Source organism: Streptomyces sp. Je 1-79 (genome assembly GCF_025195125.1).
Taxonomy (GTDB): Bacteria; Actinomycetota; Actinomycetes; order Streptomycetales; family Streptomycetaceae; genus Streptomyces.
This window is the reverse complement of record NZ_JAMGSL010000007.1, coordinates 97,843-121,866: the sequence shown is the minus strand read 5'-3', so window position 1 is coordinate 121,866 and position 24,024 is coordinate 97,843. Positions and strand designations below refer to the sequence as shown.

Sequence of the window (24,024 nt, the reverse complement as noted above, 5' to 3'; positions counted from 1 at the left end):
CTGCCGGTGGTCTCGGTTCTGGTCTCAGCTCTGGTCTCAGGAGGGCCCTGCGGGACCCGCTGGACCGGCGGCCGGAGCTGGGGGAGACGGTCACCTGGGGCCGGGCCCCCAGCTCGTTGAAGATCGTGCCGGTGGTGTGGCGGCTCGCTCCCGTCGTGGAGGCCGCGGTCCTTTGCCTCGAGCCGGACCCACTGCCTCGCTGAAGTCGACCGTGCCACCGAGAACGGCGACAGGTCGCGCAGCCGCGCCCTCCGGCTTGGCCGCGAGGTATCTGAGGGTGGCTCGGGAACCAGGCCTTCTCGACGGGGCGTCACATCGGGGTGGGATCATAGGTTTTTCTGCTTGCAGTTGAGAACGGGGGCTGTTGCGTCGTGGGGTACACGATTCCCGAGGGCGTCGACACGATGCTCGATGTCGTCGGTGTGGGCTGGCCGAACGTGGACGAGGACGCCTACCGCGACATGGCCGACTCGTTGCGCGAGTTCGCGGACGACGCGGACGACGACGCCGGGACCGCCTACGGACACATTCAGAAGCTGCTCTCCAGCGGGCAGAGCGAATCTCTGACCGCGCTGGACAGCCACTGGTCCAAGGTGCAGGGCAAGCACAAGGACCTGGCCAAGGCCGCCCGGATCGTCGCCGGCGCTCTCGACCGCGTGGCGGACATCATCGTCGCCCGGAAGATCGCCGCGGTCGGTGAACTGGCCGATCTGTGCGCCACGGTGGGCATCACGCTCGCCTTCGCACCCGTGACGGCCGGTCTGTCGACCCTCCTCGCCGGCGCGAAGATCGTCGCCACCCGGATCGCGTTCAAGAAGATCCTCAAGGAGATGGCGGAGATGGCCGTCGCGGAGATCGTCGCGACGCTCACCGAGCCCGCGGTCGCCGCGATCGAGAACATCGTCGCCGACCTCGCCATCCAGACCGCGATGAACGTCGCGGGAGTGCAGAACGGCTACAACACCGACCAGACGGTGCAGGCCGGCAAGGACGGGCTGCAGATCAACTCCGCCGGCGGGCCGGCCGGCCCCAGCCCCGGCGGCGGCCCGGAGATCGACCACGACGCGCACGGCAGGACCGGGACGCACCTGGCCAACGTACAGATCTCCATGAACACCCGGGCGGGCAGCAAGCTCGGCAAGGCCAGGAGCCACCACGGCCGCGCCAAGGGCAAGGACTCCCTGACCGCCGTCCTCGACACCACCATCGAAGGCATCACCGAGAAGCTCACCAAGGCGCTCAAGGACCTGGGCGACCACGTCGGCAAGAAGGTCCCGGACGCGATCAGGAACAGTTCCAAGACGCACAAGGACACCGACGGCGACGTCCGGGACCGCGTCAGGTCCGTCGCCACGAAGGACGGCAAGGACGGAGGCGGTCTCGACGGCCTCAAGGGGAGGTCCGAGGAGGGCCGCCGCCGCCCGAAGTCGCTGCGGGAGGTGGGGGAACGGACCCGGGAGCTCGCGGCTTCGCTCTTCAAGCGGCGGTGCAAGACCGACCCTGTGGACGTCGCGTCCGGCGAGATGGTGCTCACCCAGACCGACGTCTCACTTCCGGGGGTGCTGCCGCTGGTGCTGCAGCGCACGCACATCTCCAGCTACCGCTTCGGGCACTGCTTCGGCGCCAGTTGGACCTCCACCCTGGACGAACGGCTGGAGCCGACCGGCGCGGGCGCGGCCTGGGCGCGCGAGGACGGCTCGGTCCTCTTCTACCCCCACCTGCCGACGGAGGAGGGCGAGGAGGTCCTTCCGCTGGAGGGGGACCGGGTACCGCTCGCCTTCGTCCAGCGTACGGCGCTGGGCGATGTCACCTACGAGGTCCTGGACCGGCACTCGGGTCTCTCGCGGCGGTTCACCGGCAACTCGTACAAGGGGGGTGGCCTGTACTGGCTGTCCGAGGTGGAGGACCGCAACGGCAACGCCTTCCGAATAGGGCGCGGCGAGGACGGGCTGCCCTCGATGGTGGTGCACGAGGGCGGGTACCGGCTCGCCGTGTCGTCGGATCCCTCACGGGGACGGATCACCGCTCTGGCCCTGCACACGCCGGACGGTCCGGTCGAGGTCGCCGCGTTCGGATACGACGACCAGGGACGGCTGGAAACCGTACGGAACTTCTCCGGGGATCCGCTGCTGTTCACCTATGACGACGAGCAGCGCGTGACATCGTGGACCGACCGCAACGGCCACTGCTACCGGTACGTCTACGACGTGGCCGGGCGGGTCGTGCAGACCATCGGTCCCGACGGCGCGCTGTCCTCCTTCTTCTCCTACGACGACATCGAGCGCACCACCCGCTTCACCGACTCCACCGGCGCGGTCACCGTCTCCCGGCTCAACGCGGCCGGTCAGGTGGTCGCGGAGACCGATCCCCTGGGGAACACGGTCCTGCGCGCGTGGGACCAGTACGACAACCTGCTCTCCCGGACCGACGAGCTGGGCAACACGGCCGAGTTCACCTGGGACGAGCGCGGGAACCTGACGTCGATCCGACGCCCCGACGGCACCGTCGTGTCCACCGTGTACAACGACTTCGACCTGCCCGAGGAGATCACCCGTCCCAACGGTGCGGTATGGCGTCAGCGGTTCGACGACCGTGGAAACCGCGTCTCCCTCACGGCTCCCGACGGCACCACCTCCTCCTACCGCCTCGACGTCCGGGGCGCCGTCGTCGAGGAGACGGACCCCACCGGCGCGGTCCGGCGGATCGAGCACGACGCCGTCGGCGTTCCGCTCACGGTCACCGACCCGCTCGGACAGCGCTCGTCGGTCGTACGGGACGCCTTCGGCCACCCCGTGCGCACGACCGACCCGACCGGGGCCGTCACCGTCATGGACTGGCGGGCCGAGGGCTGGCTCTCCCGCCGCGTCCACCCCGACGGCAGGGAGGAGTCCTGGACCTGGGACGCCGAGGGCAACTGCCTCTCGCACACCGACCCCCGGGGCGACACGACGCGGTTCGAGTACACCCACTTCGACCGTCTCTCCGCCCGTACCGGAGCGGACGGAGCACGCTACGAGTTCGCGTACGACACCGAGTTGCGCCTCACCGAGGTGCGCAACCCGCAGGGCCTCACCTGGACGTACGTCTACGACGCGGCGGGCAACACCGTGTCCGAGACCGACTTCGACGGCCGGACCAGCACCTACGCGTACGACGCCGCCGGCCGTCTGGTGCTGCACACGACGCCGCAGGGCGACGAGATCCGCACCGCGTACGACGTGTGCGGCCGGGTCGTGTCCAAGGACGTGGCCGGCGTGGTCACGCGCTACACCTATGACGCCGACGGAGAGGCCCTGAGCGTGGCCTCGCCCACCTCGACGGTGGTGTGGGAACGGGACGCGCTGGGCCGCGTCGTGGCGGAGACCGTCGACGGCCGGACCATCCGGTTCCAGTACGACGCCGCAGGCCGGACCGTGCGGCGGACGACTCCCACGGGAGCGGTGTCGGACTCCGTCTACGACGCCGTCGGCAATCGCACCGCGCTGCGCGGCGGCAGCCACACGCTGACGTTCACCCATGATCCCCGCGGCCGGGAACTGACCCGCACCGTCGGCCGCGACGCCCCCGCGCTGACTCTCACCCAGGAGTGGGACTCGGCCGGGCGGCTGGCGTCACACGAGCTGTCCACGGCCGGGGAGACCGTACGCGCGCGTTCCTTCGCCTATCGCGCGGACGGTTTCCTGGAGCGGATCACCGACGAGGTCAGGCGGACGAGCACGCACTTCGCACTCGACACGGTGGGACGCCCGGTCCGGGTGACGGGGGACGACTGGACCGAGACCTATGCCTACGACGCGGCGGGCAACCAGACCGAGGGCATGTGGCCCGACGCCGCCCGCCGGACCGACGCCCGCGGCGCGCGTGCCTTCGAGGGCACGCGGCTGCTCGCCGCGGGCAAGGTGCGCTGCGAGTACGACGCCGCGGGCCGTACCGTGCGGCGCCAACGGACCCGACTGTCACGCAAGCCCGACACCTGGCACTACACCTGGGACGCGGAGAGCCGCCTCGTCGCATGCCGCACCCCGGACGGGGCGCTGTGGCGGTACACCTACGATCCGCTCGGCCGGCGCACCGCCAAACACCGCATGTCCGAGGACGGCGGCACCGTGCTCCACTCCGTGTTCTTCACCTGGGACGGAACCCGGCTCGTCGAGCAGACCGACACGGCGAACCACACCACGCTCACCTGGGACCACGACGGACGCGTGCCGCTGACGCAGCGGGAGCGCCGCATCCGTCCGGACGACGTGCCAGGGGCGGGCGCGGAGACGGACTCCCGGTTCTTCGCGATCGTCACCGACCTGATCGGCGCCCCGAGCGAACTCGTCGACGAGCAGGGCCGGGTCGGATGGCAGGCCCGCACCACCGTGTGGGGCAGCACGCGGTGGAACAGGGACGCCGTGGCGTACACACCCTTGCGGTTCCCGGGCCAGTACGACGACCCGGAGACCGGGCTCTACTACAACTGCTTCCGCCACTACGACCCCACCACCGCGCGTTTCGTCAGTCCCGACCCGCTCGGGCTCGCGGCCGCGCCGAACCCGTTCGCCTACGTCACCAACCCGCAGGCCTGGATGGACCCCGAGGGTCTGAAGATCGCCAAGGGCTGCACCGAGTCGGGCGGCTGGTACAGCGGGATGACACCCGCCAACCTCAAGGACGACGACGGCAACCGGCGCACGGACGTCGACATGGAGATCAACCACATCCCGGCGAAGAACGCCTACGCGCACCTGGACGAGGCGGGCTTCCGGACGAACGCGGACGGTGGCGGCGCGGGAATGGGCCCGGCCATCAGGATGGAGTACGACGATCACCGTAAGATGACCAGCACCGGATCGAGCCACAAGTCCATCAAATGGCGCGCCGATCAGAGAGCGTTGATCGACGCGGGTCGATGGGATCTGGCGATGAAGATGGACATCGACGAATGCCGGAAGAAGTTCGGCACGAAGTACGACACTCACATCGCCGACATGATCGCCAGCCTGGAAAAGAACCGGAAGTTCCAGAAGATGCTCACGAAGCGCGGCTGGACGATCGACTACGACGTTCTCAAGTAGAGCGCGGAAGGAGCACCTGTGGACGTTGTTCTGGACCCGCCCCGCGGCGCCGGCCCCGTACGGCTGGGAATGTCCCTCGACGAAGCGGTCGCGGCGGTGTCCCCGTGGGGGCCGCACGAGGTCGAGCAGGACGACGAGGAGAAGACGATCTACACCTCGTGCGGGAACGTGCGCGTCAACATCCTGCTGGAGGAGTCGGGCGAGGCCGTCACCGCCGTCGAACTGTGGTGGCCCGGCGAGGGCCGGGAGGCGGACGTGCGCGTCATGCTCGACGGCGACGACGTCTTCGCCACGCCCGCCGAGGAGTTGTTCCGGCGGGCGGCGGAACGCGGTTGGACCGTCGACACGTCCGAGGCCGAGTACCCCTTCGTTCCCGGTGTCTCCCTCGGCTTCACCCGGCAGACCTCCCAGGACGTGCCCCGCACCGCACAAGGGCTTCCGGTCCACGTCACCTCGGTCCTCGTCGCGGGTGAGCGCTACTACGACTTCCGCGTGTCGGGCTGAGCCGAACGGAGGGGGAGCCGGGAGCGCCCCGGCTCCCCCTCCGGCTCCCCCTCCGGCTCCCCCTCCGGCTCCCCCTCCGGCTCCCCCTCCGGCTCCCCCTCCGGGTCAGCCCAGGGGCTGGTCGCGGTCCTGCTGGGCCAGGAGATAGCCGGCCTGGAAGCGGCTCTCGGCGCCCAGGGCCGCCATCACGTCCGCGACGTGGCGGCGGCAGCTGCGGACCGAGAGGCCCAGGCGGCGGGCGATCGCCGCGTCCGTCAGGCCCTCCGTGAGGAGGCGGACGATCGTCTGCTTCAGCTCGTCGGAGATGTCCATGATGGTCTGGCGGTCCCATTCGGTCTCGAACGGGAGCGCCTCCAGCCAGAGCCGTTCGTACGCCCCGACCATGAACGAGACCACGTGCGGTTCGCGGATCAGGACCGCCGCGTGCGGGTCGTCCGGGACCGGGATGACCGCCGTCGCGCGGTCGAAGACCAGCATCCGCATGAACTCGTCGTCCAGCGTGCGCACCTGGGCGCCCAGTTTGCCGACCCGCTCGACATAGGCGCACGTGCCCGAGGAGAAGCGGGCCGTGTGCTGGTAGAGGATGCGCATCCGGACGCCGCGGCGCAGGAGCTCCTCGTCGCGGGCGACCGCCTCCTCCAGGACCTCCGCGCGCCGGCCGCCGCCCGGCTGTGCCGTCATGACCTCGCGCTCGCACGTCCGGCCCAGCTCGGTGATGGCCTCGCGGACCGCCCGGAGGTCGGTGAGGACCTCCACGTACTCCGCCTGCCGGAGGTGGGTCAGCTGTGCCAGACGGGTCTCGTAGAGCGGCATGAACGCCATCAGCTGTTCCCGGGTGCGCTCCAGGTGCAGCCGTCGGGCCCGCATCTCGCGCTCCAGCGGACCCAGGGTGCGCTGGACCGCCTCGTCCGGTGGTACGGGCAGGACGCCCCGCTCCGGTGTGCGGCGCAACAGGCCCATGTCCAGGAGCGCGGACACCGCCGACTCCACGCGTGACAGCGGGAGTTCGAGCTCCTCGGCCAGGTCGCCCGGGTGGGCCGGGCGGGTCGGATCGCGGCCGAGCACCGCTGTGTAGACGCGGGTCGTCGGATCGTCCGGCGCCCCCGGAGCCGTCCCCCCTAAGCCCACCGCGAGCCCTTCGGGCCGCTCGCTTCTGTCTGGTATCGCCACCCTTACCCCCGTTTGTAACACCGTCCTCTTGCTGCCATGCAGCCTAATGAGCCATGCGGTCCGCCCGATAGTCATGCAATCCCGGATACGTTCATCTCACCGCCCACAAGGTCAAAGCTCACAGAGCTCGTGAAGCACGCGAGCCGTGCACATCCCTTGAAATCAACCGGACTTACGTAACGGAAGAGAGAGCAGACGACATGAAGCGGCGGATCCGCACCACCGTGCTCGCCACCCTGACCCTCGCCCTCGCGGGCCTCGGCACCGTCACCGGAACGCAGATCGCCGGAAACGGCGCCCGCACCGACGACACGGGATGGGGAGCGGCGGTCGTGAGCGGCACCTACGACACCGGCTGGGGCGCTCCCGTCCCCGGTCCCGGCACGAACGACACCGGCTGGGGATGACCGCATGACGCTGCTCGACTGCACCCTGCGCACCACCGGGCAGCTCACCGGCGCCACGCCGTCACCCCAACTGGTCGCCGACTACCTCGCGGTCTGCGCGCGGCTCGGCATCGACGTCATCGAGCTGGGGCGCGTCCAGGACCCGGCGGCCGGTGGGCGGCCGGGTGACATCCTGCCGGACGGCATCGCGGTCGCCGCCCGCGCCGCATGGCACGGGCCGCGGTTCGCCGTCCTCCTCGACGCCGCCGAACTCCCTTCGGTGGAGGCCGATTCGACCACGGCGGCCGACCGCATCGCCGACCGGATCGCGGGTCTCCCTCTCCCCGTCGGCCTGGTGCGCCTGGCCGTCCGCTACGACCAGGTGGCGCGCGCCGCCGCCCCGCTCGGCCGGCTGCGCGAGGCCGGGTTCGGCGTCTGTCTCCTCCTCACCGAGATCGACCTCGCCTCGTACCCCGAACTCGACCGCTGTCTCGACGACACGGCGGCCCTCGGCCCGCTCGACGCCGTCTTCCTCGTCGACTCGCTCGGCTCGCTCCGCCCCGAGCGGGTGATCGAACTCGTCCAGTCCACGCGCGCCGCCGTCGCCGCGCCGGTCGGCATCCACGCCCTCGACAACCAGGGCTTCGCCCTGCACAACACCGTGGTGGCCCGCAGCGCCGGCGCCACCTGGCAGGACGCCGCGGTCCACGGGATCGGGCCCGGGGCGGGGATGACCCGCACCGAACAGCTGCTCGCACTGCTCGGCGCCACGCCCGACGACCTCGGTCCGCTCCTCGAACTGGTCGCCACGCACTTCGCCCCGATGAAGCGGCGGTACGCGTGGGGCGCCGGGCCGCGCCAGGTCATGGCCGGCCTCGCCCGGATCCCCGTCGCGGCGGTGCGGGGGTACGGGGCGGAGTGAGACGCGCCGGTGGCGCGCACCCGGAGGTGGAGTGAGCGCCCCGGGGCACGCACACCGTCCGGCGCCTTACGTCGCCCTCTCCCGCATCCGCGCCGCGCGCCGCTCACCGCGCGCCCGTGCCCGGCGCTCGCCCGCACCCGGCGTCGCCCGTCTGCGCCCGCCGCGCGCCCACCCGGCGTCGCCCGCCCGTGGCCGCCACTCGCCGCCCGTGCCCGCCGCCCGTGACCGCCACTCGCCGCCCGTTCCAGGAGACCCGTATGCCCTTCACCGCGCCCATCCCGCCCCCGGGGGAGCCGGCCGTCGCCGCCACCCCGTACGGGGGCGACACCACCACCGACACCACCACGACCGCTCATCGCACAGGAGGCGCCATGGCCGACCGCACCCCGAACCGCTTCCGTATCGACCGCAGTTCCGCCAAGGAGGAGTTCGGCCTCGCCTGCCAGCGGCTCATCCCGTGGGCCGGCGCCGACGAGGATCCGCCGGTCGGCGCCATGGCCTGCTTCCTCGCGCCCGGCGGTGACTCCGACCCCGACTGCCACAACCAGGACGAGGTCATGCTCATCCTCTCCGGCACCGGCAGCGTGACCCTCGACGGCGTCCTCGAACCGCCGTTCCACGCCGGCGACCTCGTCGTCCTGCCCCGCAACCAGGAGCACGTCGTCCACAACACCGGTGCCGTGGAGCTGAGCTGGGTCTCCCTCTACTGGCCGCTGCGCGAGACCGCCGTCCGTACCGAGAACGAGGAGGTCGCGGCGTGAGCGCGACGCACTGGATCACCGCCACCCCGCCCACCCCCAACGGCGACCTGCACATCGGTCATCTCGCGGGGCCCTATCTCGCCGGCGACGTCCTGCGCCGCTTCCTCGTGGCCGAGGGCGGCCGCGTCCGGTACACCACCGGTCTCGACGACAACCAGAGCTACGTCCCCGTCCGCGGTCTCAACGACGGGGGCCGCAAGGGCGAGGAGGTCGCCGACGGCTACGGCGCCTCCATCGAGTCCGTGTGGGAGCGGGCGGGCGCCGACTTCGACGCGATCGTCCGCCCGCGCCGCGACGTCGGCTACCAGATGGCCGTCCAGGAGTTCTTCCACGAGCTGTACGACGCCGGGCACATCGTCGCCCGTACGCGACCGCTGCCGTACTGCACCGGCTGCGAGCGCTGGCTCTACGAGGCGTACCTCAAGGGCGGCTGCCCGCACTGCGGCTCCGCCTCCAACGGCAACGCCTGCGAGCCCTGCGGCCGCCCCAACGACTGCGCAGACCTGATCGACCCGGTCTGCACCGTCTGCGGCGACACCCCCGAACTCCGCGACTGCGAACGGCTCTACTTCCCCCTCGCCCCCTTCGAGGAGCAGCTCACCGACTACTGGGCCGAGGTCGACATGCCTCCGCACCTGCGGTCGCTGTGCGAGTGGATGCGGGACGAGGGACTGCCCGAGATCGCGGTCAGCCACCCCTCCGAATGGGGCGTTCCGGTACCCGTCCCCGGCTTCACCGAGCAGCGGATCTACGTCTGGTTCGAGATGGCCCCCGGCTATCTGCTGGAGTGGACCGGCACCGGGGAGACCGGCCCGGCGCCCGCGCCCGTGCAGTTCTTCGGCTTCGACAACGGCTACTTCCACGCCGTGCTCTTCCCGGCGGCGTTCCGGGCGTACGACGCGGAGATCGCGCTCCCGCGGGCCTTCGTCGTCAACGAGTTCTACCGGCTCGAAGGGCTGAAGTTCTCCACCAGCCGGCGGCACGCGATCTGGGCGCACGAGGAGCTGGCCCGTACGAGCGCGGACGTCCTGCGGTACCACGTGCTGGCGGACCGGCCCAACGGGCGCCAGACCAGTTTCAGTTCATCCGCCCTGGAGATCAGCCGCACCCGGCTCGCGGAGCGGTGGGACGGCTGGCTCGGCCGGCTGTTCGCCGCCGTCGCCGAGGGCGGGGGCCTGGTCCCGGCGGAGGCCCCGCGCGGGGCGGCGTGGGAGCGGCTGCGCGCCCGGCTGACGGAGACCGTCGGTCAGCTGCGGGAGGCGTACGGGGTCGAGGGGTACGACGCCCGGCGGGCGGTCGCGCTGCTCGACGAGGTCGTGGCGCTGGCCGAGGACTTCGGGTACGTCAACGGCTTCGAGGCGGAGCGGCCGGACGGCGCCTCGGCGTACCGGGCGGCGCTGGCCGCCCAGCTCGCCGTGGCCGCCGCGCTGTCGGCGTGGGCGGCCCCGGCACTGCCCTACGGCTCGGCGCGGCTCGCGGAACTCCTCGGGCTCCCGGCGGTACGGCCCGTGGACGCGGTGGCCCTGACGCCACTGGTCCCGGGGGCGCCGCTGGCGGCCTGGCCGGGGACGGTCTTCGGTGGCTGAGGCCATGGGGGACGGCCCGGCCGGTCGGGCGGACGCGGGCGATCCGTCGGGCTCCCGGGGTGCGGACGATCCGTCGGGTCTCACCGGTGCTGTCCCATCGTCGGGTGCCCCGGGTGCCCCGGGTGCCCCGGGTGCCCCGGGCGTCCTGGGCGTCCTGGGCGTCCCGGGTGTCCCGGGTGTCCCGGGTGTCCCGGGTGTCCCGGGTGTCCTGGGCGTCCCGGGTGTCCCGGGGTCGGGCGGGGCGGGCGCCGAGGGCGGGCTGCCGCGGGGGGCCGTCGTCGGGCCCTTCTCCGGCGGCCGGGCCGCCTGGGGTGAGCATCTGGAGCGGGCCGCGGGCCTGCACGGGGCCGTCGACTGGGAGCTGTACGACGACCGGGGGGAGGCGGAGACCGCCCGGCAGATCGCCGAGGCCGTCGTCGCCGAGGGCCGGCACACGCTGGTGATCGGCCACTTCAACAGCGCCGGTGCGCGCGCCGCCCTGCCCGTCTACCGGGCGGGCGGGCTCCCGGTCCTGCTGCCCCTCGCCACCACGCCCGGTCTGCTGACCGACAGCGCGGGCACCGTTCTTCGCTGGTGCCCGGACGACCGGGCCCAGGCACGGGACCTGCGCACAGCCGTCCGGTCCGCCGGCCACACCCGGATCGCCGTCACGCACGACGGGACGGCGTATGGGGAGGGCCTGGCGCGGCTCGTACGGGACGAGTGGCGGGACGAGCGGAGGAAGGGGCACGACGGGCGGGTACCGGTCCCGGCGGGGCCGGTGGTCTCGGACGGCAGCGGCCCCGCGACCGGTGCCGTGCCGGGTCTCGGGCCGCTCGCGACCGGCGTCACGGCGGCCGCGCCGGCCGGAGGACCGGACGCCGAACCGGCGGTCGTGCCCGCACCCGCCCTCGTCCCCGCACCCGGGTCCGAAGCCGCGGAGCTCACCGCGCTCGTCGTCTGCGGGACGCACGGCGGGGCGGCGCGTGTCGGGCGGGAGTGGCGGGAGGCCGGGTTCGGCGGGGCGCTGTACTTCACCGACGACTGCGCGGTCGAGGAGTTCGCCGAGCTCCTCGGGGACGCGGGCCGGGACGCCCGGGTGGCCCGGATGCGTGGCGGGCCCGAGGCGCACGTCATGGCCGCCTTCGCGGCGGCCACCCGCGCGCTCACCGAGGACCCGGAGCGGACCGGCCGCACCCTGCTGGCCGCCGTACGCACCCATGCCGACCGGGCCTTCACCGCGCTCGGTGAGCCGGTGGAGGGGAGCGTCGGATGGGACCTGGCCCGCGTGCCGGCGCCGCCGCGTGGGCGGGCCTCGGGCGGCGGGCATCGCGGACGGGCCTACGACGTGATCGTCGTCGGAGCCGGCGTCGTCGGCTCGGCGACCGCCGCCGTGCTCGCCCGGCAGGGTGCGCGGGTGGCGCTCGTCGCGCCGATGGACGGGCGCCGGGACCACGCCACGGCGTGGTCCGGGGGGCTCGTACGGGCCTTCGAGGCCGATCCGTACCTGCGGGGGCTCGCGCTGCGCAGCCACCAGCTGGCCTGGGGGCCCGCGGCTCTGGTGCCGGGACCGTACGGCTTCGTGCCGACGGGGTCGCTGGTGCTGTGCGGCGACACCGACCTGGAGCAGGCCGAGAAGGGGGTCGCCGAGCTCAACGGGGCGGGAGTGCCCGCCGCGTTGCTGGAACCGGGGGCGCTGAGGGAACGCTTCCCCGGGCTCGCGGTCGGCGGGGTGACCGCGGCCGTGTGGGAGCCGCAGGGCGGGTACGCGGATCCGCCGCGCACCGCGCGCGTGTACCGGGACCGGGCCCTGGCCCGCGGGGCGATCCTGCTGCCCGCGCGGGTGCGGGAGCTGGTCGCGCCGCCCGGCGCCGACCGGGTGCGGGTCCTGCTGGAACCGGGCGGGCCCGTCGAGGCGTCGGCCGTCGTCCTGGCGGCGGGCAGCGGCACCGGGGCGATCGCCGGGCACCGGCTGAGCGGCTCGGACGCGGGGCGGACGAAGAGCATCCGCTACGGCTTCTTCCACCACCCGGACACGGCCGGGCTGCCGACCGTCGTCGACATGGTGACCGGGGTCTGGGGGAGGCCACAGGTCACCGGGGAGGCGGCCGGCGGGTACATGGCGGGGCGGCCCGTCGACGAGTGGGACGTACCCGCCGGCGGCGAGGACACGCTCACCGACGAGCACGTGGCGTACATCCGCCAGGGCGCGGCGGTCCGCTGGCCCTGGCTGGCGGACCCGTCGGCCCGCTTCCTCGGCGGCCGCCAGGGGGTCGACCTGTACACCCCGCACTCCCTGCCCCACCTCGGCCGCGAACGGCCGGGCAGTCGCATCGTCCTCGCCACGGGCTGGTCCGGCGCGGGCTTCAAGACGGCCCCGGCGGCGGCCGAACTCGCGGCGGCGGAGGCGCTGGACGCCGTGAGGAACACCTGAACCCGTCCGCCACCGCTCTCCCCCGCCCTGGCCGCCGCGGCTCCTCCCCGCACTGTCACCACAGGCCCCGCGCCCTCACCCCCACCCGACCCGTCCATCCACCACCGGAGGTGACCCCATGACCGACCTCATGGACCGTCCCGCCCCGCCCGGCAAGGTCGCCCCGTCGGGGCGGCTCGGGGTTCGGGCGCTCGTCGTGTTCTATGTCAGCAGCCTCGTCGGCACCGGGATCCTGCTCGTGCCCGGGCTGACCGAGCGGCAGGCCGGGCCGGCCTCCGTGCTGGCCTGGCTGGCGCTCGCCGTCTGCTCCTATCCGTTCGCGCGGTTCTTCGCCGAGATGTCCGCCTGGCGCCCCGACGCCTCCGGGCTCGCCGCCATGGTCGGCGCGGGACTCGGCGCGAGGCCCGGGCGGGCCGCCGCGCTGCTGCTCGTCGCGACGTACGTCATCGGCAACCCCGTCATGGGCATCGTCTCCGCCCGCTGCCTCCTCGGCCTGCTCGGGCAGCCCGACGGGCCCGTCTACCCCCTCGCCATGGGCTTCATGGCCCTCTCCGCCGCGTTCACCCTGCTCGGCCTCGCCGCAGGGGCCCGCGTCCAGGCCGCCTCGCTCGTCGTGCTGCTCCTCGGGCTCGGCGGGGCCGTGGTGATCGCCGCGCCGCGGTTCGACGCGGGGGAGTACACGCCGTTCCTGACGCAGGGCTGGGGCGGCGTCGGCATCGCCGTCGTCACCGCCTTCTTCTCCTTCCTCGGCTGGGAGAACGTCTCCACCCTCGCCGAGCAGGTCGACGACCCCGCACGCAGCTACCGCCGTGCGATCCGCTGGGCCGTGCCCATCGTCGGGCTGCTGTACGCCGCCGTGACCGCCGCCTACCTGGCCGTACCCGGCGACGAACCGGTCGTCATCACCGCCCTGTTGGGCGCCTCCCTCGGTGAGACCGGCGCCGTCGTCGGCGACCTGCTCGCCCTCGGTCTCGCCGTCGTCGCCACCAACGCCTGGGTCCTCGGCGCCACCCGTGTCGTACGGGCCGCCGCCCGCGACCGCATCCTGCCCCGCGTCCTCGCCGACCGGCCGGTGCCCGCGACGGTCGTGCTGACCCTCGCGTACACCGCCGTCCTCACCGCCCTCCTCTTCACCGGCACCGGCGAGGAGATCGTCCTCATCGTCACCAGCAGCGGATTCCTGCTGCTCTACGTGGCCGCCGCCGTCGCCGCCCTCCGGGCCCGCGGCACCGGCCGCGCCCTGCGCACCACCGCCGTCGTGACCCTCGTGATCGCCGCCGTCTTCCTCTCCTTCGCCGGTACGGGGCTGCTCCTTGCGCTGCTCCTCGCCGCCGGCTGCGCCGCCGTCACCGCCCGCACGACCTCCTGACACCGAAAGGCCCCGCCATGAACGAGACCACGCCCGTCTACGACGTCGTCGGCGTCGGCTTCGGCCCCGCCAACCTCGCCCTGGCCATCGCCATCGAGGAGTACAACGAGCGGGCCGCGCCCGACGAGAAGCTCACGGCCGTCTTCCTGGAGAAGCAGCCCGCCTTCGGCTGGCACCGCGGCATGCTGATCCCGGACGCCACGATGCAGGTCTCGTTCCTCAAGGACCTGGCCACGATGCGCAATCCGGTCAGCCGCTTCGGCTTCGTGCCGTACCTCCACGACCGCGGCCGGCTCGTCGACTTCATCAACCACAAGGTGCTGTTCCCCACCCGCGAGGAGTTCCACGACTATCTCCAGTGGGCCGCCGACGGTGTCGACCACATGGTCAACTACGGCCTCGAAGTCACCGCGATCCGCTCCTCCACCCAGGTCGGCCCGGTCGTCGAGGTCGACGTCGCCGCGATCGGGGAGGCCGGGGCGGTGACCTACCGGGCGCGCAACCTCGTCCTGGGCACCGGGCTCGTGCCGCGCCTGCCCGAGGGCGTGTCCTCCTCCGAACGTCTCTGGCACAGCAGCGAGTTCCTGCACCGCCTCGCCACGCTGCCGTCCGCGGACCCGCGCCGTTTCGTGGTGGCCGGCGCCGGACAGAGCGCCGCCGAGATCGCCGACCACCTCCACCGTACGTACGAGAACGCCGAGGTCGTCGCCGTCCACACGCGCTACGGCTACAGCCCCGCCGACGACAGCCCGTACGCCAACCGCATCTTCGATCCGGAGGCCGTCGGCCTCTACCACGGCGCCGACCCCGAGGTGCGCCGACAGTTGATGGACTACCACCGCAACACCAACTACGGCGTGGTGGACATGGACCTCATCGAGGAGCTGTACCGCCGCTCCTACCAGGAGAAGGTCCGCGGCGAGCGGCGGCTGCGCATCATGGGCGCCTCACGGCTCACCTCGGTCGAGGAGGGGGCCGACGAGGTGCGTGTGACGGTGCGGAACCTCGCGACCGGCGAGAGCGAGGCACTCACCGCCGACGCCGTCGTCTATGCCACCGGTTACACCGAGCCCGACCCGGCCAGGCTGCTCGGCGGCCTGGACGCGGCCTGCGCCCGGGACGAGGACGGCCGGCTGCGGGTGCGCCGCGACTACCGGGTGGAGACCGGGCCGGAGCTGGAGGCCGGTGTCTATCTGATGGGCGGCACCGAGCACAGCCACGGCATCACCGCGAACCTGCTGTCGATGGCCGCCGTGCGGGCGGGCGAGATCTGCGACTCGCTGGCCGCCGGACGCCGTTCCGACAGGCGGGCACCGGTGGCGGCCCGCGGCTGAAGCCCGTAGAACACCCGGAAGCACACCCGCACGACCCCTACGAAGAGGACACGATGAGCACCGCCGTCGAACAGCTACCCGCGCCGGACGAACCCGCCCCCACCGAGCGCACCAGGCTGCGCCGGATGCGGCACAAGGGGAGCCACCGGCGTGCCGATCTGGACGCGGTGCTCGCCGCCGGGTTCCTCTGCCACCTCGGTGTCACCGTCGACGGCACGCCGATGGTGGTGCCCACCGCGTACGGCACCGAGGGCGACCGTCTCTACCTCCACGGCTCGGTCGCCAGCCGCAGCCTGGTCCAGGCGCCCGACGCCACCGTCTGCGTCACCGTGACGCACGTCGACGGACTGGTGCTCGCCCGTTCCGTCTTCGAGCACGGCGTCAACTACCGGTGCGCGATGGTCTACGGCGTCCCCCAGGAGGTGACCGACCCCGAGGAGAAGCTGCGCGGGCTGCGGGCGCTGACCGAGCAGTGCGCGCCGGGTCAGTGGGAGTACGCCCGCCGGCCGAGCCGTAAGGAGCTGGCGGCGACCTCGCTGCTCGCCCTCGACCTCACCGAGGCGTCGGTGAAGATCGCCTCCGGCCCGCCGGACGACGGCGACAGTCCGGACGCCGAACTGGGGCTGTGGGCCGGTGTCCTTCCGGTCGTCACCGCCTTCGGCACCCCGATCGCCGACCCGGTGCTCCCGGCGGGCATCGCACCGCCGGCCCACATCGCGGACCGCGCGGGCCGCTCGGCGGCTCCGTCCGGGCCTTCGGAGTAGGGCCTGCCTTGGGCCTGCCTTTCGGATCGTGCCGGGTTCGCGGCGCCTGGCACGCCCTGGCACGCCTGCTCCCAGATCCGGCCTGATCCACAGGACAGGCCGCTCGGCGGCTCCGCGCCCGGCGGATCACTGCGCCGGGGCCCGCAGGCCCAGGCGGCCGAGGTGGCTGGGGTCCATCAGGATGTCCGCGGCTGTGACACGGCCTTCGATCACAGTGAAGGCGATCACGGCCCTCGGACCGCCTCCCGGGCCGCCTCCCGGGCCGCCTTCCGGGCCGCCTTCCGGGCCGTCCGGGGCGTCCACGAGGCAGGCCGCGCCGTCCATCAGCGCCATCCGGGCCGTCCGGGCCCGCTCGGCGAGACTCTCCGCGACCGCCCGGGCGCCGTGGGCGGTCGTCGCGCCCGACCGTGCCGCCTCGGCGTCCGCCCGCAGTAGTACGTCCGGGTCGAGCAGCGCGCGCAGCGTGTCCGGGTCCCCGCCGCGTGCGGCGGCGAGCAGCGCGGCCACGACCTCGCGCTGGCGCGGAAGGTCGGGCTCCGGCATCTCCTCCGTGCCCCGCACCCGCGTCCGCGCCCGGCTCACGAGCTGCCGGGTGGCCGCGGGCGTACGGTCCACGATCGGGGCGATCCCCTCGACGGGCGCCGCGAACATCTCGTGCAGCACGAACGCCACCCGCTCGCTGGGAGGCAGCGTCTCCAGGGCCGCCTCCTCGGACCGGCGCGGGCTGCCCGGCTCACCGGCCGTCCGCGGGTCCCACGGATCCCACGGGTCCTCGCGCCGCGACTCGCGCGACCGCAGCCTGGCCAGGCACGCCCGGGCCACCGCGGCGGTCATCTCCCCGGCGTCGGAGTCGGCGACGGAGTCGGTATCGGAGCCGGTGCCGGTGCCGGTGCCCTCGGCGCCGCTCAGCCGCCGCGCCTCCCGCGCCGCCAACGCCTCCCGCACCGCTTCCTCCGCCTCGGCGGACGAGCCCAGCATCCCGTACGCGACAGCGCGCAACCGGGCCCCGGGCTCCTCCGCGCCCCGGTCGTGATCGTCGTGACGTACGGCGTGGTCGACCACGGCTCAGTCGCCGTGCCCCGTACCCCCGCTGCCGAAGCCGCCGCTGGAGATGCCGCCCCACTTGCGCTTCTCCTCGCTCGGCGGTTCGGGTGAATCCTCCGAGCCCCTCTTCAGCTCGTACGGCATGAGCCGGTGCTCGCCGTCGGTCTGGGGCATCTCCGTCGACTTGCGGTACTCGGACGTCTCTCCGGGAAGCCCGCCCTCCGGCCGGTGCGGCTGGTCCTCCGGCTTGGGCGTCGGGGACTCCTTGTCCCGGACCCTCATCCCGAACCAAAAGGCGCCGATGAGTACGGCGACCACGACCAGGCCGCCGAGAACCTGGGCCATCCCGGACTGCCACACACCGGCCGCCGTCGTGACCCCTGCGGAATCCACGAGAAATCCGTTCATGTACCAGAGATACCCAATCCTGAGCATTCAGGACATTCGGCGGGGTCCGAACTCGTAGAACCTCAGGTGAAACATTTCCCCGGGTCCATCGCGTCATCAAGGTGTACGGCGACCACGGCGGCGGAGGGGAGGGACATGAGACAGTCCCGCGCGGACGGGTTCCTGGAGTTCGCCACGGCGAGGACGGGCCATCTCTTCCGGTCGGCATGCCTGCTGACCAGCGGGGACACCCATCTCGCCGAGGATCTGGTCCAGGAGACGCTGGGCCGGATGTACAGCCTGTGGGGCCGCGTCCAGCGGATCGGCAACCCGGCCGGTTACGCGCAGACCGTCCTGGTGCGTACGTTCCTCAGCCACCGGCGGCGACGCTCCGCGACCGAACGTCCACTCGGTGAGCTGCCCGACAGGCCGCCCGAGAACGGCGACGATCCGGCGCTGCGGATCGCCCTGCTCGACGCGCTGGCGGCGCTCGCGCCCAAGGACCGGGCGGTGGTGGTGCTGCGGTACTGGGAGGACCGCAGCGTCGAGGAGACGGCGCAGGCGCTCCAGGTGAGCTCCGCGGCGGTCCGCACCCGCTCGGTGCGGGCCCTCGGCAAGCTCCGGGAGCGGCTCGGCGGCAGCATCGTCGAGTTCGCCTCGCGCTGACCTACGTACGTTCGCAGGCTTCTTTCTTCTTTCACTCATGGACCGGAGACGGTGATTCGGCATGCCTCAGAACGAGGGACACGACGAGGGACACGACGGTTTCGCGGAGGAGCTCGGTGAGGCGCTGCGCCGCACCGGCGACGGATTCGCCACGGACGACGGCCGCGGGCTGGTGGCGGGCGGCCTGACCCGCGGTCGGCGCCGGCTGATGCGCCGCCGCGCGTTCGCGGTGACCGGCGGTGTGCTGGCGTTCGCGGTGGTGGGCGTCGGCGGGGTGTACGGCGGTGAGCTGCTGCGTCCGGGCGGGGACCAGGGGGGCTCCTCGGTCGCCGCGCCGAGGTCCACGTCGAAGCCGGCCGACAAGCGGGGGCCTCGGTCCCCGCTCGCGGTCGAGGACCTGGCCGCCGTCCTCAAGGCGAACACCCCCGCCGGAACGTGGACCATCGAGAACGAGAACGGCACCGGCGAGCACGTCACGGGCGTCTACGAGGACGGCAAGGGCGCCTCGGCCGTCTCCGTCGGCCTCTTCCGCGCCGGGGAGAGCCAGGAGGCCGGTGCGGGCCAGGTGGAGTGCCCGGACAAGACCTATGTGCCGCACGACGCCTGCACCAGCGAGGTGCTTCCGAACGGCGACCGGCTGATGGTCTTCCAGGGGTACGAGTACCCGGACAAGCGGGTGGAGACGAAGAACTGGCGGGCGGTTCTGCTCACCGAGGACGGCTTCCTGATCGACGCGAGCGAGTACAACGCCCCCGGCGAGAAGGGCTCCGCCGTCACCCGCACGGACCCGCCCTTCAGCCCGGCCCAGCTGAGGACGCTGGTCACGGCCCAGGGGTGGCGGCCGCTGCTCAAGCAGCTGACCGTGCCCGAGAAGACGAAGTCCGTGCCGGGCGGGGACACCGCACCGCCGCAGGTGGACGGCGCGGCCGTGCGGGCGACCCTGCGGTCGTTGCTCCCCAAGGGCCTGAAGGTGGTCTCCAAGGGCGGCGACGGCGACTTCGCGTACGTGGTCGTGAACGACGGCAAGGGCAAGAGCCTCGTGCAGGTCAACGTGCAGAACCGGATGGGCGACGTCGCCGGCGAGCTCTTCGCCGGGGCCACCGAGCTGCCCGACGGGCGGCTGGTGAAGGTGGTGCGGCAGCCCGGTGAGAAGGGCGGTGCGGGTGTGGTCTGGTGGACGGCCGACACGATCACCCCGTCCGGCTTCCGCGTGGTGGTCTCCGCCTTCAACACCGGAGCACAGAACGAGGCCGCGACGCGCGCCGAGCCGGCACTGACGACGGAGCAGCTCACGTCGATCGCCCTCAGCGGCAAGTGGGCGAGGTTCGAGGCGAAGTAACGGCGCCGGGAAGGTGGGTGGGTTGGGACGGGCCCCGGCGGGGGCCCGGCCCGTCCGCTGCCGGTCCGTACGGCGTCGGTCCGTTCCGTCGGCCGCCCGTCCGGCGTCGGCCCGTAGGGCGTCGGCCCGTCCGGCGTCGGCTATTTGGCGTCCGCGTAGCGCTCGACCGTCGCCGTCGTGAACGGAAAACGTACCGGCGTCGGGCCGAAGGCGATTCGCCCGGCCTCGTCCCCGGCAGCGCGGATCGCCTCCGTCACGGCCTCCGCCTCCTCCGCCGGGCAGTGCACGATCACCTCGTCGTGCTGGAAGAAGACCAGCTCCGCCCGCATCCCCCCGAGGGCGCGGCGCAACGCGGCGAGCATCAGCAGCGCCCAGTCCGCCGCGCTGCCCTGGACGACGAAGTTACGGGTGAACCGGCCGCGCGCCCGTGCGTTGCCGGAGGCGTACCCGGGCGTGAACTCGCCCTCCCCGGCGACCGGTTCGTCGCCGCCCTCCTGCGGAATGCCCGCCTCCTCGTCCGCGCCGGCGCCGACGGCCCGCGGGCTGGTCCGGCCGAGCCAGGTCCGTACGAGCCGGCCCTCCTCACCGGCCTTCGCCGCGTCGTCGACGTAGGCGACGGCCCGGGGGTAACGGCGGCGCAGCGCGGCCAGGTTCTTCAGGCCGTCGCCGCTGGTCTGGCCGTAGATCGCCCCCAGCAGGGCGATCTTGGCGTGGTCGCGGTCGCCGGAGAACGCCCGGTCCGACAGCCGGCGGTACAGGTCGTCGGGGTGTCCGGCGACCTCCATCAGACCGGCGTCGCGGGAGATCGCGGCCAGCACCCGGGGCTCCATCTGGTCGGCGTCGGCGACCACGAGCCGCCAGCCCTCGTCGGCCACCACGGCCCGCCGGATGACCTTGGGGATCTGCAGGGCGCCGCCGCCGTTGGTCGTCCAGCGGCCGCTGACGGTGCCCCCGGGCAGGTACTCGGGCCGGAAGCGCCCGTCGCGCACCCAGTCCTGGAGCCAGGACCAGCCGTGGGCGGTCCAGATCCGGTACAGCTTCTTGTACGCGACGAGCGGTGCCACCGCCGGGTGGTCGATCTCCTCCAGCTCCCAGCGGCGGGTGGACCGCAGCCGGATCCCGGCCTGGGCGAAGGCCTTGACGACGTCGGCGGGCAGATCGGGGCGGACGCGGCGGCCGAAGGCGGCCGAGACCTCGTCGGCGAGCTCGGCGAGGCGCCGGGGCTCACCGCCACCCGCGTACCGCTCGCCCAGCAGCTCGTGCAGCAGCTCCCGGTGCACGTCGGCGCGCCAGGGGAGCCCGGCCCGGTTCATCTCGATCGCCACGAGCATGCCCGCGGACTCGGCGGCCGTGAGCAGCCGCATCCGCCCCGGGTGCTCGGCCCGGTCGTGGCGGCGCTGCTGCTCCGCGTAGACGGCGAGGAGGTCCTCGAAGGGGACGGCCGTGGCGCTGGGTCTCGCCTCGAAGAGCGAGTCCTGCGAGCCGGGCTCGGCCGCCCTCTGGGGTGGATCCGGCGGTACGGGAGCGTTCCGCAGGCGCGCGAGGGCGGCGGCCGCGGACCGGGGCTCCCCGAGCCGCCCCTCGTGGCCGAGGAGGAGCCCCTCGGCGACCTCGATGTCGTAACACCGCTCGACGCGCACCCCGGCGGCGAGGAGCCGCGGATGGACCTCGGCGGTGGACCGCCACACCCAGCGGGCGACGCCGGGCCGGGAACGGACGGCCTCGACGAGGTCCGGCTCGCGCAGGACGGGACCGGCGGGCAGCCCGTCGGGGCCGAGGGGGACGAGCCGCGCCCCGTCCCCCTCCGCCTCGGCGGCCAGCGCCCACCTCTCGCTCATGGGTGCGAGTCTGGCACCCGCCACTGACAACACCGCTCCCGCACCGCCGGGCGGACCCTCGGCCGCCCCGCCGACCCCGGTCATGCCCAGGCCGACCCCGGGCCACCTCGCCGCCGGCGCCCCCCGTCACGCCGCCCTGTGGAAGAGCGCGGCCGCCTCGCCCCGTGAGGCGACGCCGAGCTTCGTCAGGATGTTGGCGACGTGGAACTTCACCGTCGACTCGCTGATGTGCAGCTCCTGCGCGATCTGCCGGTTGCGGTGCCCGAGCGCGAGGTGGGTCAGGACCTCCAGCTCCCGCCCGCCGAGGCCGGTGAGCGGGTCCACCGCCGCGAGCGGCGCGTCGGCGGTGGCCAGGGGGACGGTCGCCGTGATCGTCGTACCCCAGCCCGGGACCGCGTCGATCTCCAGCCGGCCCCCGAGCACCTCCAGCCGGTCGGTGATGCTGCCCGCCCCCATGTCGCAGTCGTCCAGCGCGCCGGCGCCGTCGTCCCGCAGCGTCGCCCGCAGTTCGTGCTCCGTGATCTGCCAGCCGACGTGGACCCGGCCCACCGATTCCTGCTCCAGGACGACGATCAGCAGCGCCCGGACGATCGCCCGGGCGCCGTGCGCCACGTCCGCCGCCAGCGAGCGGGCGGAGTCCGGCGGGCCGAGTTCGAGCCGGACGGCACTGTGCCGCAGCATCGTCCGCAGCCCGTCCGCCAGCCGTTCGAACGCCTCGCGGGCGGGCTCCTCGGCGACCGAGCGGTCCCGCTTCGACTCGGCCCGCATCTCGATCAGCGCGTTGACGGCCAGGTCGGTGGCGGTGACCCGGGCCGACGTGTCGTCCAGGGCCCGGCTGCGGAGCACCCCGAGGATCCCGGAGAGCGCCGCCGAGTGCGCCGTCGTCAGCTCGGCGATCACCCGCGCCCGGGTGTCGGCCGCGGCCCGCGAACGGGCCAGGGCGCCGGGCATCGCCTCCGTCGCGAACCGGTCGAAGTGACTGGTCACCAGGTCCCAGAGGGCCTGCGCGACGGCCAGGGTCCCGCCGGGCACCGGCTCGGCGCCGTCCTCCCGTACGAGCACGAGGACGGAACGGCGGGCGGTCGCGTCGCTGGTGACGGCGACGACCTCGCGTTCCGTGCCGCCGACCGCCGCCCTGCCCTGCCACGGGCTGCCGGGTGTGCCGGAGGTCAGCAGCGGGGTGAGTTCGGCGGCGGTCGGGAGGGCCGAGTCGCCGACGGTCTTGTACGGGGAGTGGGCGCAGTGCGTGGCGAGTTCGGCGGCGGCCCGGTGCGGGATCAGCGGGTCGAGGACGGCCGACAGCCGGGGCAGGATCTGGCCGAGCGGCTGCCGGACGATCTCGTACGCGGAGTTCAGTGTGTGCGCGTCCATGCGAGGCAGCGTAGTCACGCGTCCGAGCGGACCGCCCGGCCTTTCGGCCAGGTGGGACTGGCCGTTGGGCGGGCCGGTGGGAGGGGGCAGGTGATCGAAGCTGGAGGCCGAACCGAGGAGGATGCGATGGAAGCGATCACGTACGAGGAGTTCGGCGGCCCGGAAGTGCTGCGCCACGAGACCGGGGCCGCGGTTCCCGAGCCGAACCGTGGAGCGGTCCGCGTCAAGGTGGCCGCCGTGGGCGTCAACCCCGTCGACCACAAGCGCCGTTACGGCTGGGTGGAGCGGTTCTACCCGACGACGTTCCCCGCCGTGCCCGGCCTGGAGTTCGCGGGAACGGTGGACGCGCTGGGGCCGGGCGTGACGGGCGTCGAGGTCGGTGACGAGGTGTTCGGCTGGACCACGACCGGCGCCTACGCCGAGTACGCCCTGGCCGAGGTCTTCGCCCCCAAGCCGGCCGGACTGACCTGGGAGCAGGCCGCGAGCCTCCCGGTGGCCGGGGAGACCGCCCAGCGGGTCCTGGACCTGCTCGGGGTGGTGCAGGGCGAGACCCTCCTGCTGCACGGCGCCGCGGGCGTGGTCGGCTCGGTGGCCGTCCAGCTCGCCGTGGCCGCGGGTGTGACCGTGATCGGTACCGCCTCGGAGTCCAACCACGCGTACCTGCGCTCGCTCGGCGCGGTCCCGGTGACGTACGGCGACGGTCTGGCCGACCGGGTCCGGGCGGCCGCGCCCCAGGGCGTCGACGCGGTCTTCGACGCGGCCGGCCACGACACGCTGCCGGTCTCGATCGAGCTGACGGGCGGCGCGAAGGACCGCATCGTGACGATCGCGGCCGTGGACGCGGAGGAGCACGGCATCGTCTTCAGCGGCGTCACGGTCGCTCCGGAGACCGCCCGCGCCTGGCTGACCGCCCACGCCCGCCTGGCGGTCGCGGGCGAACTCACCGTCCGTGTCGCGGAGATCCTGCCCCTGAAGGAGGGGGCCAGGGCCCAGGAACTCAGCGAATCGGGCCACGCGCGCGGCAAGTTGATCCTGCTGCCGTAGCAGTCCGCGCCGAGTGAGGCTTTCGTGATGACCGGCACCGGCGTGCGGGACACGGACCGGCTG

Annotated in this window: 18 protein-coding genes; 13 read left to right on the top strand and 5 right to left on the bottom strand. The window is 73.4% G+C overall.

What is annotated here, in order from left to right; all coding sequences use genetic code 11:
- Positions 1 to 371: 371 nt before the first annotated feature.
- A complete protein-coding gene (locus tag M5362_RS15740) occupies positions 372 to 5,063 on the top strand; it encodes an RHS repeat-associated core domain-containing protein (protein ID WP_260228164.1) in 4,692 nt (1,563 codons plus the stop codon).
- An 18-nt stretch (positions 5,064 to 5,081) separates the two neighbouring features.
- Entirely contained in the window at positions 5,082 to 5,567 is a 486-nt protein-coding gene (locus M5362_RS15735) for a hypothetical protein (protein WP_260228163.1), read from the top strand.
- A gap of 105 nt (positions 5,568 to 5,672) precedes the next feature.
- Here the strand turns inward: M5362_RS15735 and M5362_RS15730 are convergent, their stop codons facing one another.
- Positions 5,673 to 6,695, bottom strand: a complete 1,023-nt coding sequence (locus M5362_RS15730; protein ID WP_260228162.1) for a LuxR family transcriptional regulator — start codon at positions 6,693 to 6,695, stop codon at positions 5,673 to 5,675.
- A gap of 242 nt (positions 6,696 to 6,937) precedes the next feature.
- Here M5362_RS15730 and M5362_RS15725 point away from each other — a divergent pair, with 242 nt between their 5' ends.
- From M5362_RS15725 to M5362_RS15690, 8 genes are all read left to right on the top strand, one after another.
- A complete protein-coding gene (locus M5362_RS15725; protein WP_260228161.1) occupies positions 6,938 to 7,144 on the top strand; it encodes a hypothetical protein in 207 nt (68 codons plus the stop codon).
- A gap of 4 nt (positions 7,145 to 7,148) precedes the next feature.
- Positions 7,149 to 8,045, top strand: coding sequence for a hypothetical protein (locus M5362_RS15720; protein ID WP_260228160.1), 897 nt, complete (start codon positions 7,149 to 7,151; stop codon positions 8,043 to 8,045).
- A 257-nt stretch (positions 8,046 to 8,302) separates the two neighbouring features.
- A complete protein-coding gene (locus M5362_RS15715) occupies positions 8,303 to 8,806 on the top strand; it encodes a cupin domain-containing protein (protein ID WP_260228159.1) in 504 nt (167 codons plus the stop codon).
- Positions 8,803 to 10,392: a class I tRNA ligase family protein gene (locus M5362_RS15710; protein ID WP_260228158.1), complete on the top strand. Its 1,590-nt coding sequence runs from the start codon at positions 8,803 to 8,805 to the stop codon at positions 10,390 to 10,392. The genes M5362_RS15715 and M5362_RS15710 overlap by 4 nt, the downstream gene beginning before the upstream one ends.
- On the top strand, positions 10,385 to 12,805 hold the full coding sequence (locus M5362_RS15705) for an FAD-dependent oxidoreductase (RefSeq protein WP_260228157.1): 2,421 nt from the start codon (positions 10,385 to 10,387) through the stop codon (positions 12,803 to 12,805). Before M5362_RS15710 ends, M5362_RS15705 begins: the two co-directional genes overlap by 8 nt.
- 118 nt (positions 12,806 to 12,923) lie before the next feature.
- Positions 12,924 to 14,174, top strand: coding sequence for an APC family permease (locus M5362_RS15700; RefSeq protein WP_260228156.1), 1,251 nt, complete (start codon positions 12,924 to 12,926; stop codon positions 14,172 to 14,174).
- Positions 14,175 to 14,191: 17 nt separating this feature from the next.
- On the top strand, positions 14,192 to 15,508 hold the full coding sequence (locus M5362_RS15695; RefSeq protein ID WP_260228155.1) for a lysine N(6)-hydroxylase/L-ornithine N(5)-oxygenase family protein: 1,317 nt from the start codon (positions 14,192 to 14,194) through the stop codon (positions 15,506 to 15,508).
- 53 nt (positions 15,509 to 15,561) lie between these two features.
- Positions 15,562 to 16,272: a pyridoxamine 5'-phosphate oxidase family protein gene (locus M5362_RS15690; protein WP_260228154.1), complete on the top strand. Its 711-nt coding sequence runs from the start codon at positions 15,562 to 15,564 to the stop codon at positions 16,270 to 16,272.
- A gap of 126 nt (positions 16,273 to 16,398) precedes the next feature.
- Here M5362_RS15690 and M5362_RS15685 read toward each other — a convergent pair whose 3' ends face one another.
- Both M5362_RS15685 and M5362_RS15680 read right to left on the bottom strand, forming a co-directional pair.
- Complete coding sequence (locus M5362_RS15685; RefSeq protein ID WP_260228153.1) at positions 16,399 to 17,271, bottom strand: sigma factor-like helix-turn-helix DNA-binding protein; 873 nt, start codon at positions 17,269 to 17,271, stop codon at positions 16,399 to 16,401.
- Positions 17,272 to 17,337: 66 nt separating this feature from the next.
- On the bottom strand, positions 17,338 to 17,724 hold the full coding sequence (locus tag M5362_RS15680) for a DUF6479 family protein (RefSeq protein WP_260228152.1): 387 nt from the start codon (positions 17,722 to 17,724) through the stop codon (positions 17,338 to 17,340).
- A 135-nt stretch (positions 17,725 to 17,859) separates the two neighbouring features.
- On the opposite strand from M5362_RS15680, the gene M5362_RS15675 reads away from it, so the two are divergent.
- Both M5362_RS15675 and M5362_RS15670 read left to right on the top strand, forming a co-directional pair.
- The gene (locus tag M5362_RS15675) at positions 17,860 to 18,369 is read left to right on the top strand and encodes a SigE family RNA polymerase sigma factor (RefSeq protein ID WP_260228151.1); all 510 of its coding nucleotides are present in this window, start codon (positions 17,860 to 17,862) and stop codon (positions 18,367 to 18,369) included.
- Between the two features lie 61 nt (positions 18,370 to 18,430).
- Positions 18,431 to 19,708, top strand: coding sequence for a hypothetical protein (locus M5362_RS15670; RefSeq protein WP_260228150.1), 1,278 nt, complete (start codon positions 18,431 to 18,433; stop codon positions 19,706 to 19,708).
- Between the two features lie 140 nt (positions 19,709 to 19,848).
- Here the strand turns inward: M5362_RS15670 and M5362_RS15665 are convergent, their stop codons facing one another.
- Entirely contained in the window at positions 19,849 to 21,546 is a 1,698-nt protein-coding gene (locus tag M5362_RS15665) for a bifunctional 3'-5' exonuclease/DNA polymerase (protein WP_260228149.1), read from the bottom strand.
- Between the two features lie 126 nt (positions 21,547 to 21,672).
- The gene (locus M5362_RS33150) at positions 21,673 to 22,917 is read right to left on the bottom strand and encodes a LuxR C-terminal-related transcriptional regulator (protein WP_308354876.1); all 1,245 of its coding nucleotides are present in this window, start codon (positions 22,915 to 22,917) and stop codon (positions 21,673 to 21,675) included.
- A 126-nt stretch (positions 22,918 to 23,043) separates the two neighbouring features.
- Here M5362_RS33150 and M5362_RS15655 point away from each other — a divergent pair, with 126 nt between their 5' ends.
- A complete protein-coding gene (locus M5362_RS15655) occupies positions 23,044 to 23,961 on the top strand; it encodes an NADP-dependent oxidoreductase (protein WP_260228148.1) in 918 nt (305 codons plus the stop codon).
- Positions 23,962 to 24,024: the final 63 nt, after the last annotated feature.

Coding starts and splice junctions, on each gene's coding strand:
- M5362_RS15725 (WP_260228161.1), top strand. CDS start 6,938: ATGAAGCGGCGGATCCGCACCACCGTGCTCGCCACCCTGACCCTCGCC.
- M5362_RS15720 (WP_260228160.1), top strand. CDS start 7,149: ATGACGCTGCTCGACTGCACCCTGCGCACCACCGGGCAGCTCACCGGC.
- M5362_RS15715 (WP_260228159.1), top strand. CDS start 8,303: ATGCCCTTCACCGCGCCCATCCCGCCCCCGGGGGAGCCGGCCGTCGCC.
- M5362_RS15700 (WP_260228156.1), top strand. CDS start 12,924: ATGACCGACCTCATGGACCGTCCCGCCCCGCCCGGCAAGGTCGCCCCG.
- M5362_RS15695 (WP_260228155.1), top strand. CDS start 14,192: ATGAACGAGACCACGCCCGTCTACGACGTCGTCGGCGTCGGCTTCGGC.
- M5362_RS15690 (WP_260228154.1), top strand. CDS start 15,562: ATGAGCACCGCCGTCGAACAGCTACCCGCGCCGGACGAACCCGCCCCC.
- M5362_RS15680 (WP_260228152.1), bottom strand. CDS start 17,724: ATGAACGGATTTCTCGTGGATTCCGCAGGGGTCACGACGGCGGCCGGT.
- M5362_RS15675 (WP_260228151.1), top strand. CDS start 17,860: ATGAGACAGTCCCGCGCGGACGGGTTCCTGGAGTTCGCCACGGCGAGG.
- M5362_RS15670 (WP_260228150.1), top strand. CDS start 18,431: ATGCCTCAGAACGAGGGACACGACGAGGGACACGACGGTTTCGCGGAG.
- M5362_RS15665 (WP_260228149.1), bottom strand. CDS start 21,546: ATGAGCGAGAGGTGGGCGCTGGCCGCCGAGGCGGAGGGGGACGGGGCG.
- M5362_RS33150 (WP_308354876.1), bottom strand. CDS start 22,917: ATGGACGCGCACACACTGAACTCCGCGTACGAGATCGTCCGGCAGCCG.
- M5362_RS15655 (WP_260228148.1), top strand. CDS start 23,044: ATGGAAGCGATCACGTACGAGGAGTTCGGCGGCCCGGAAGTGCTGCGC.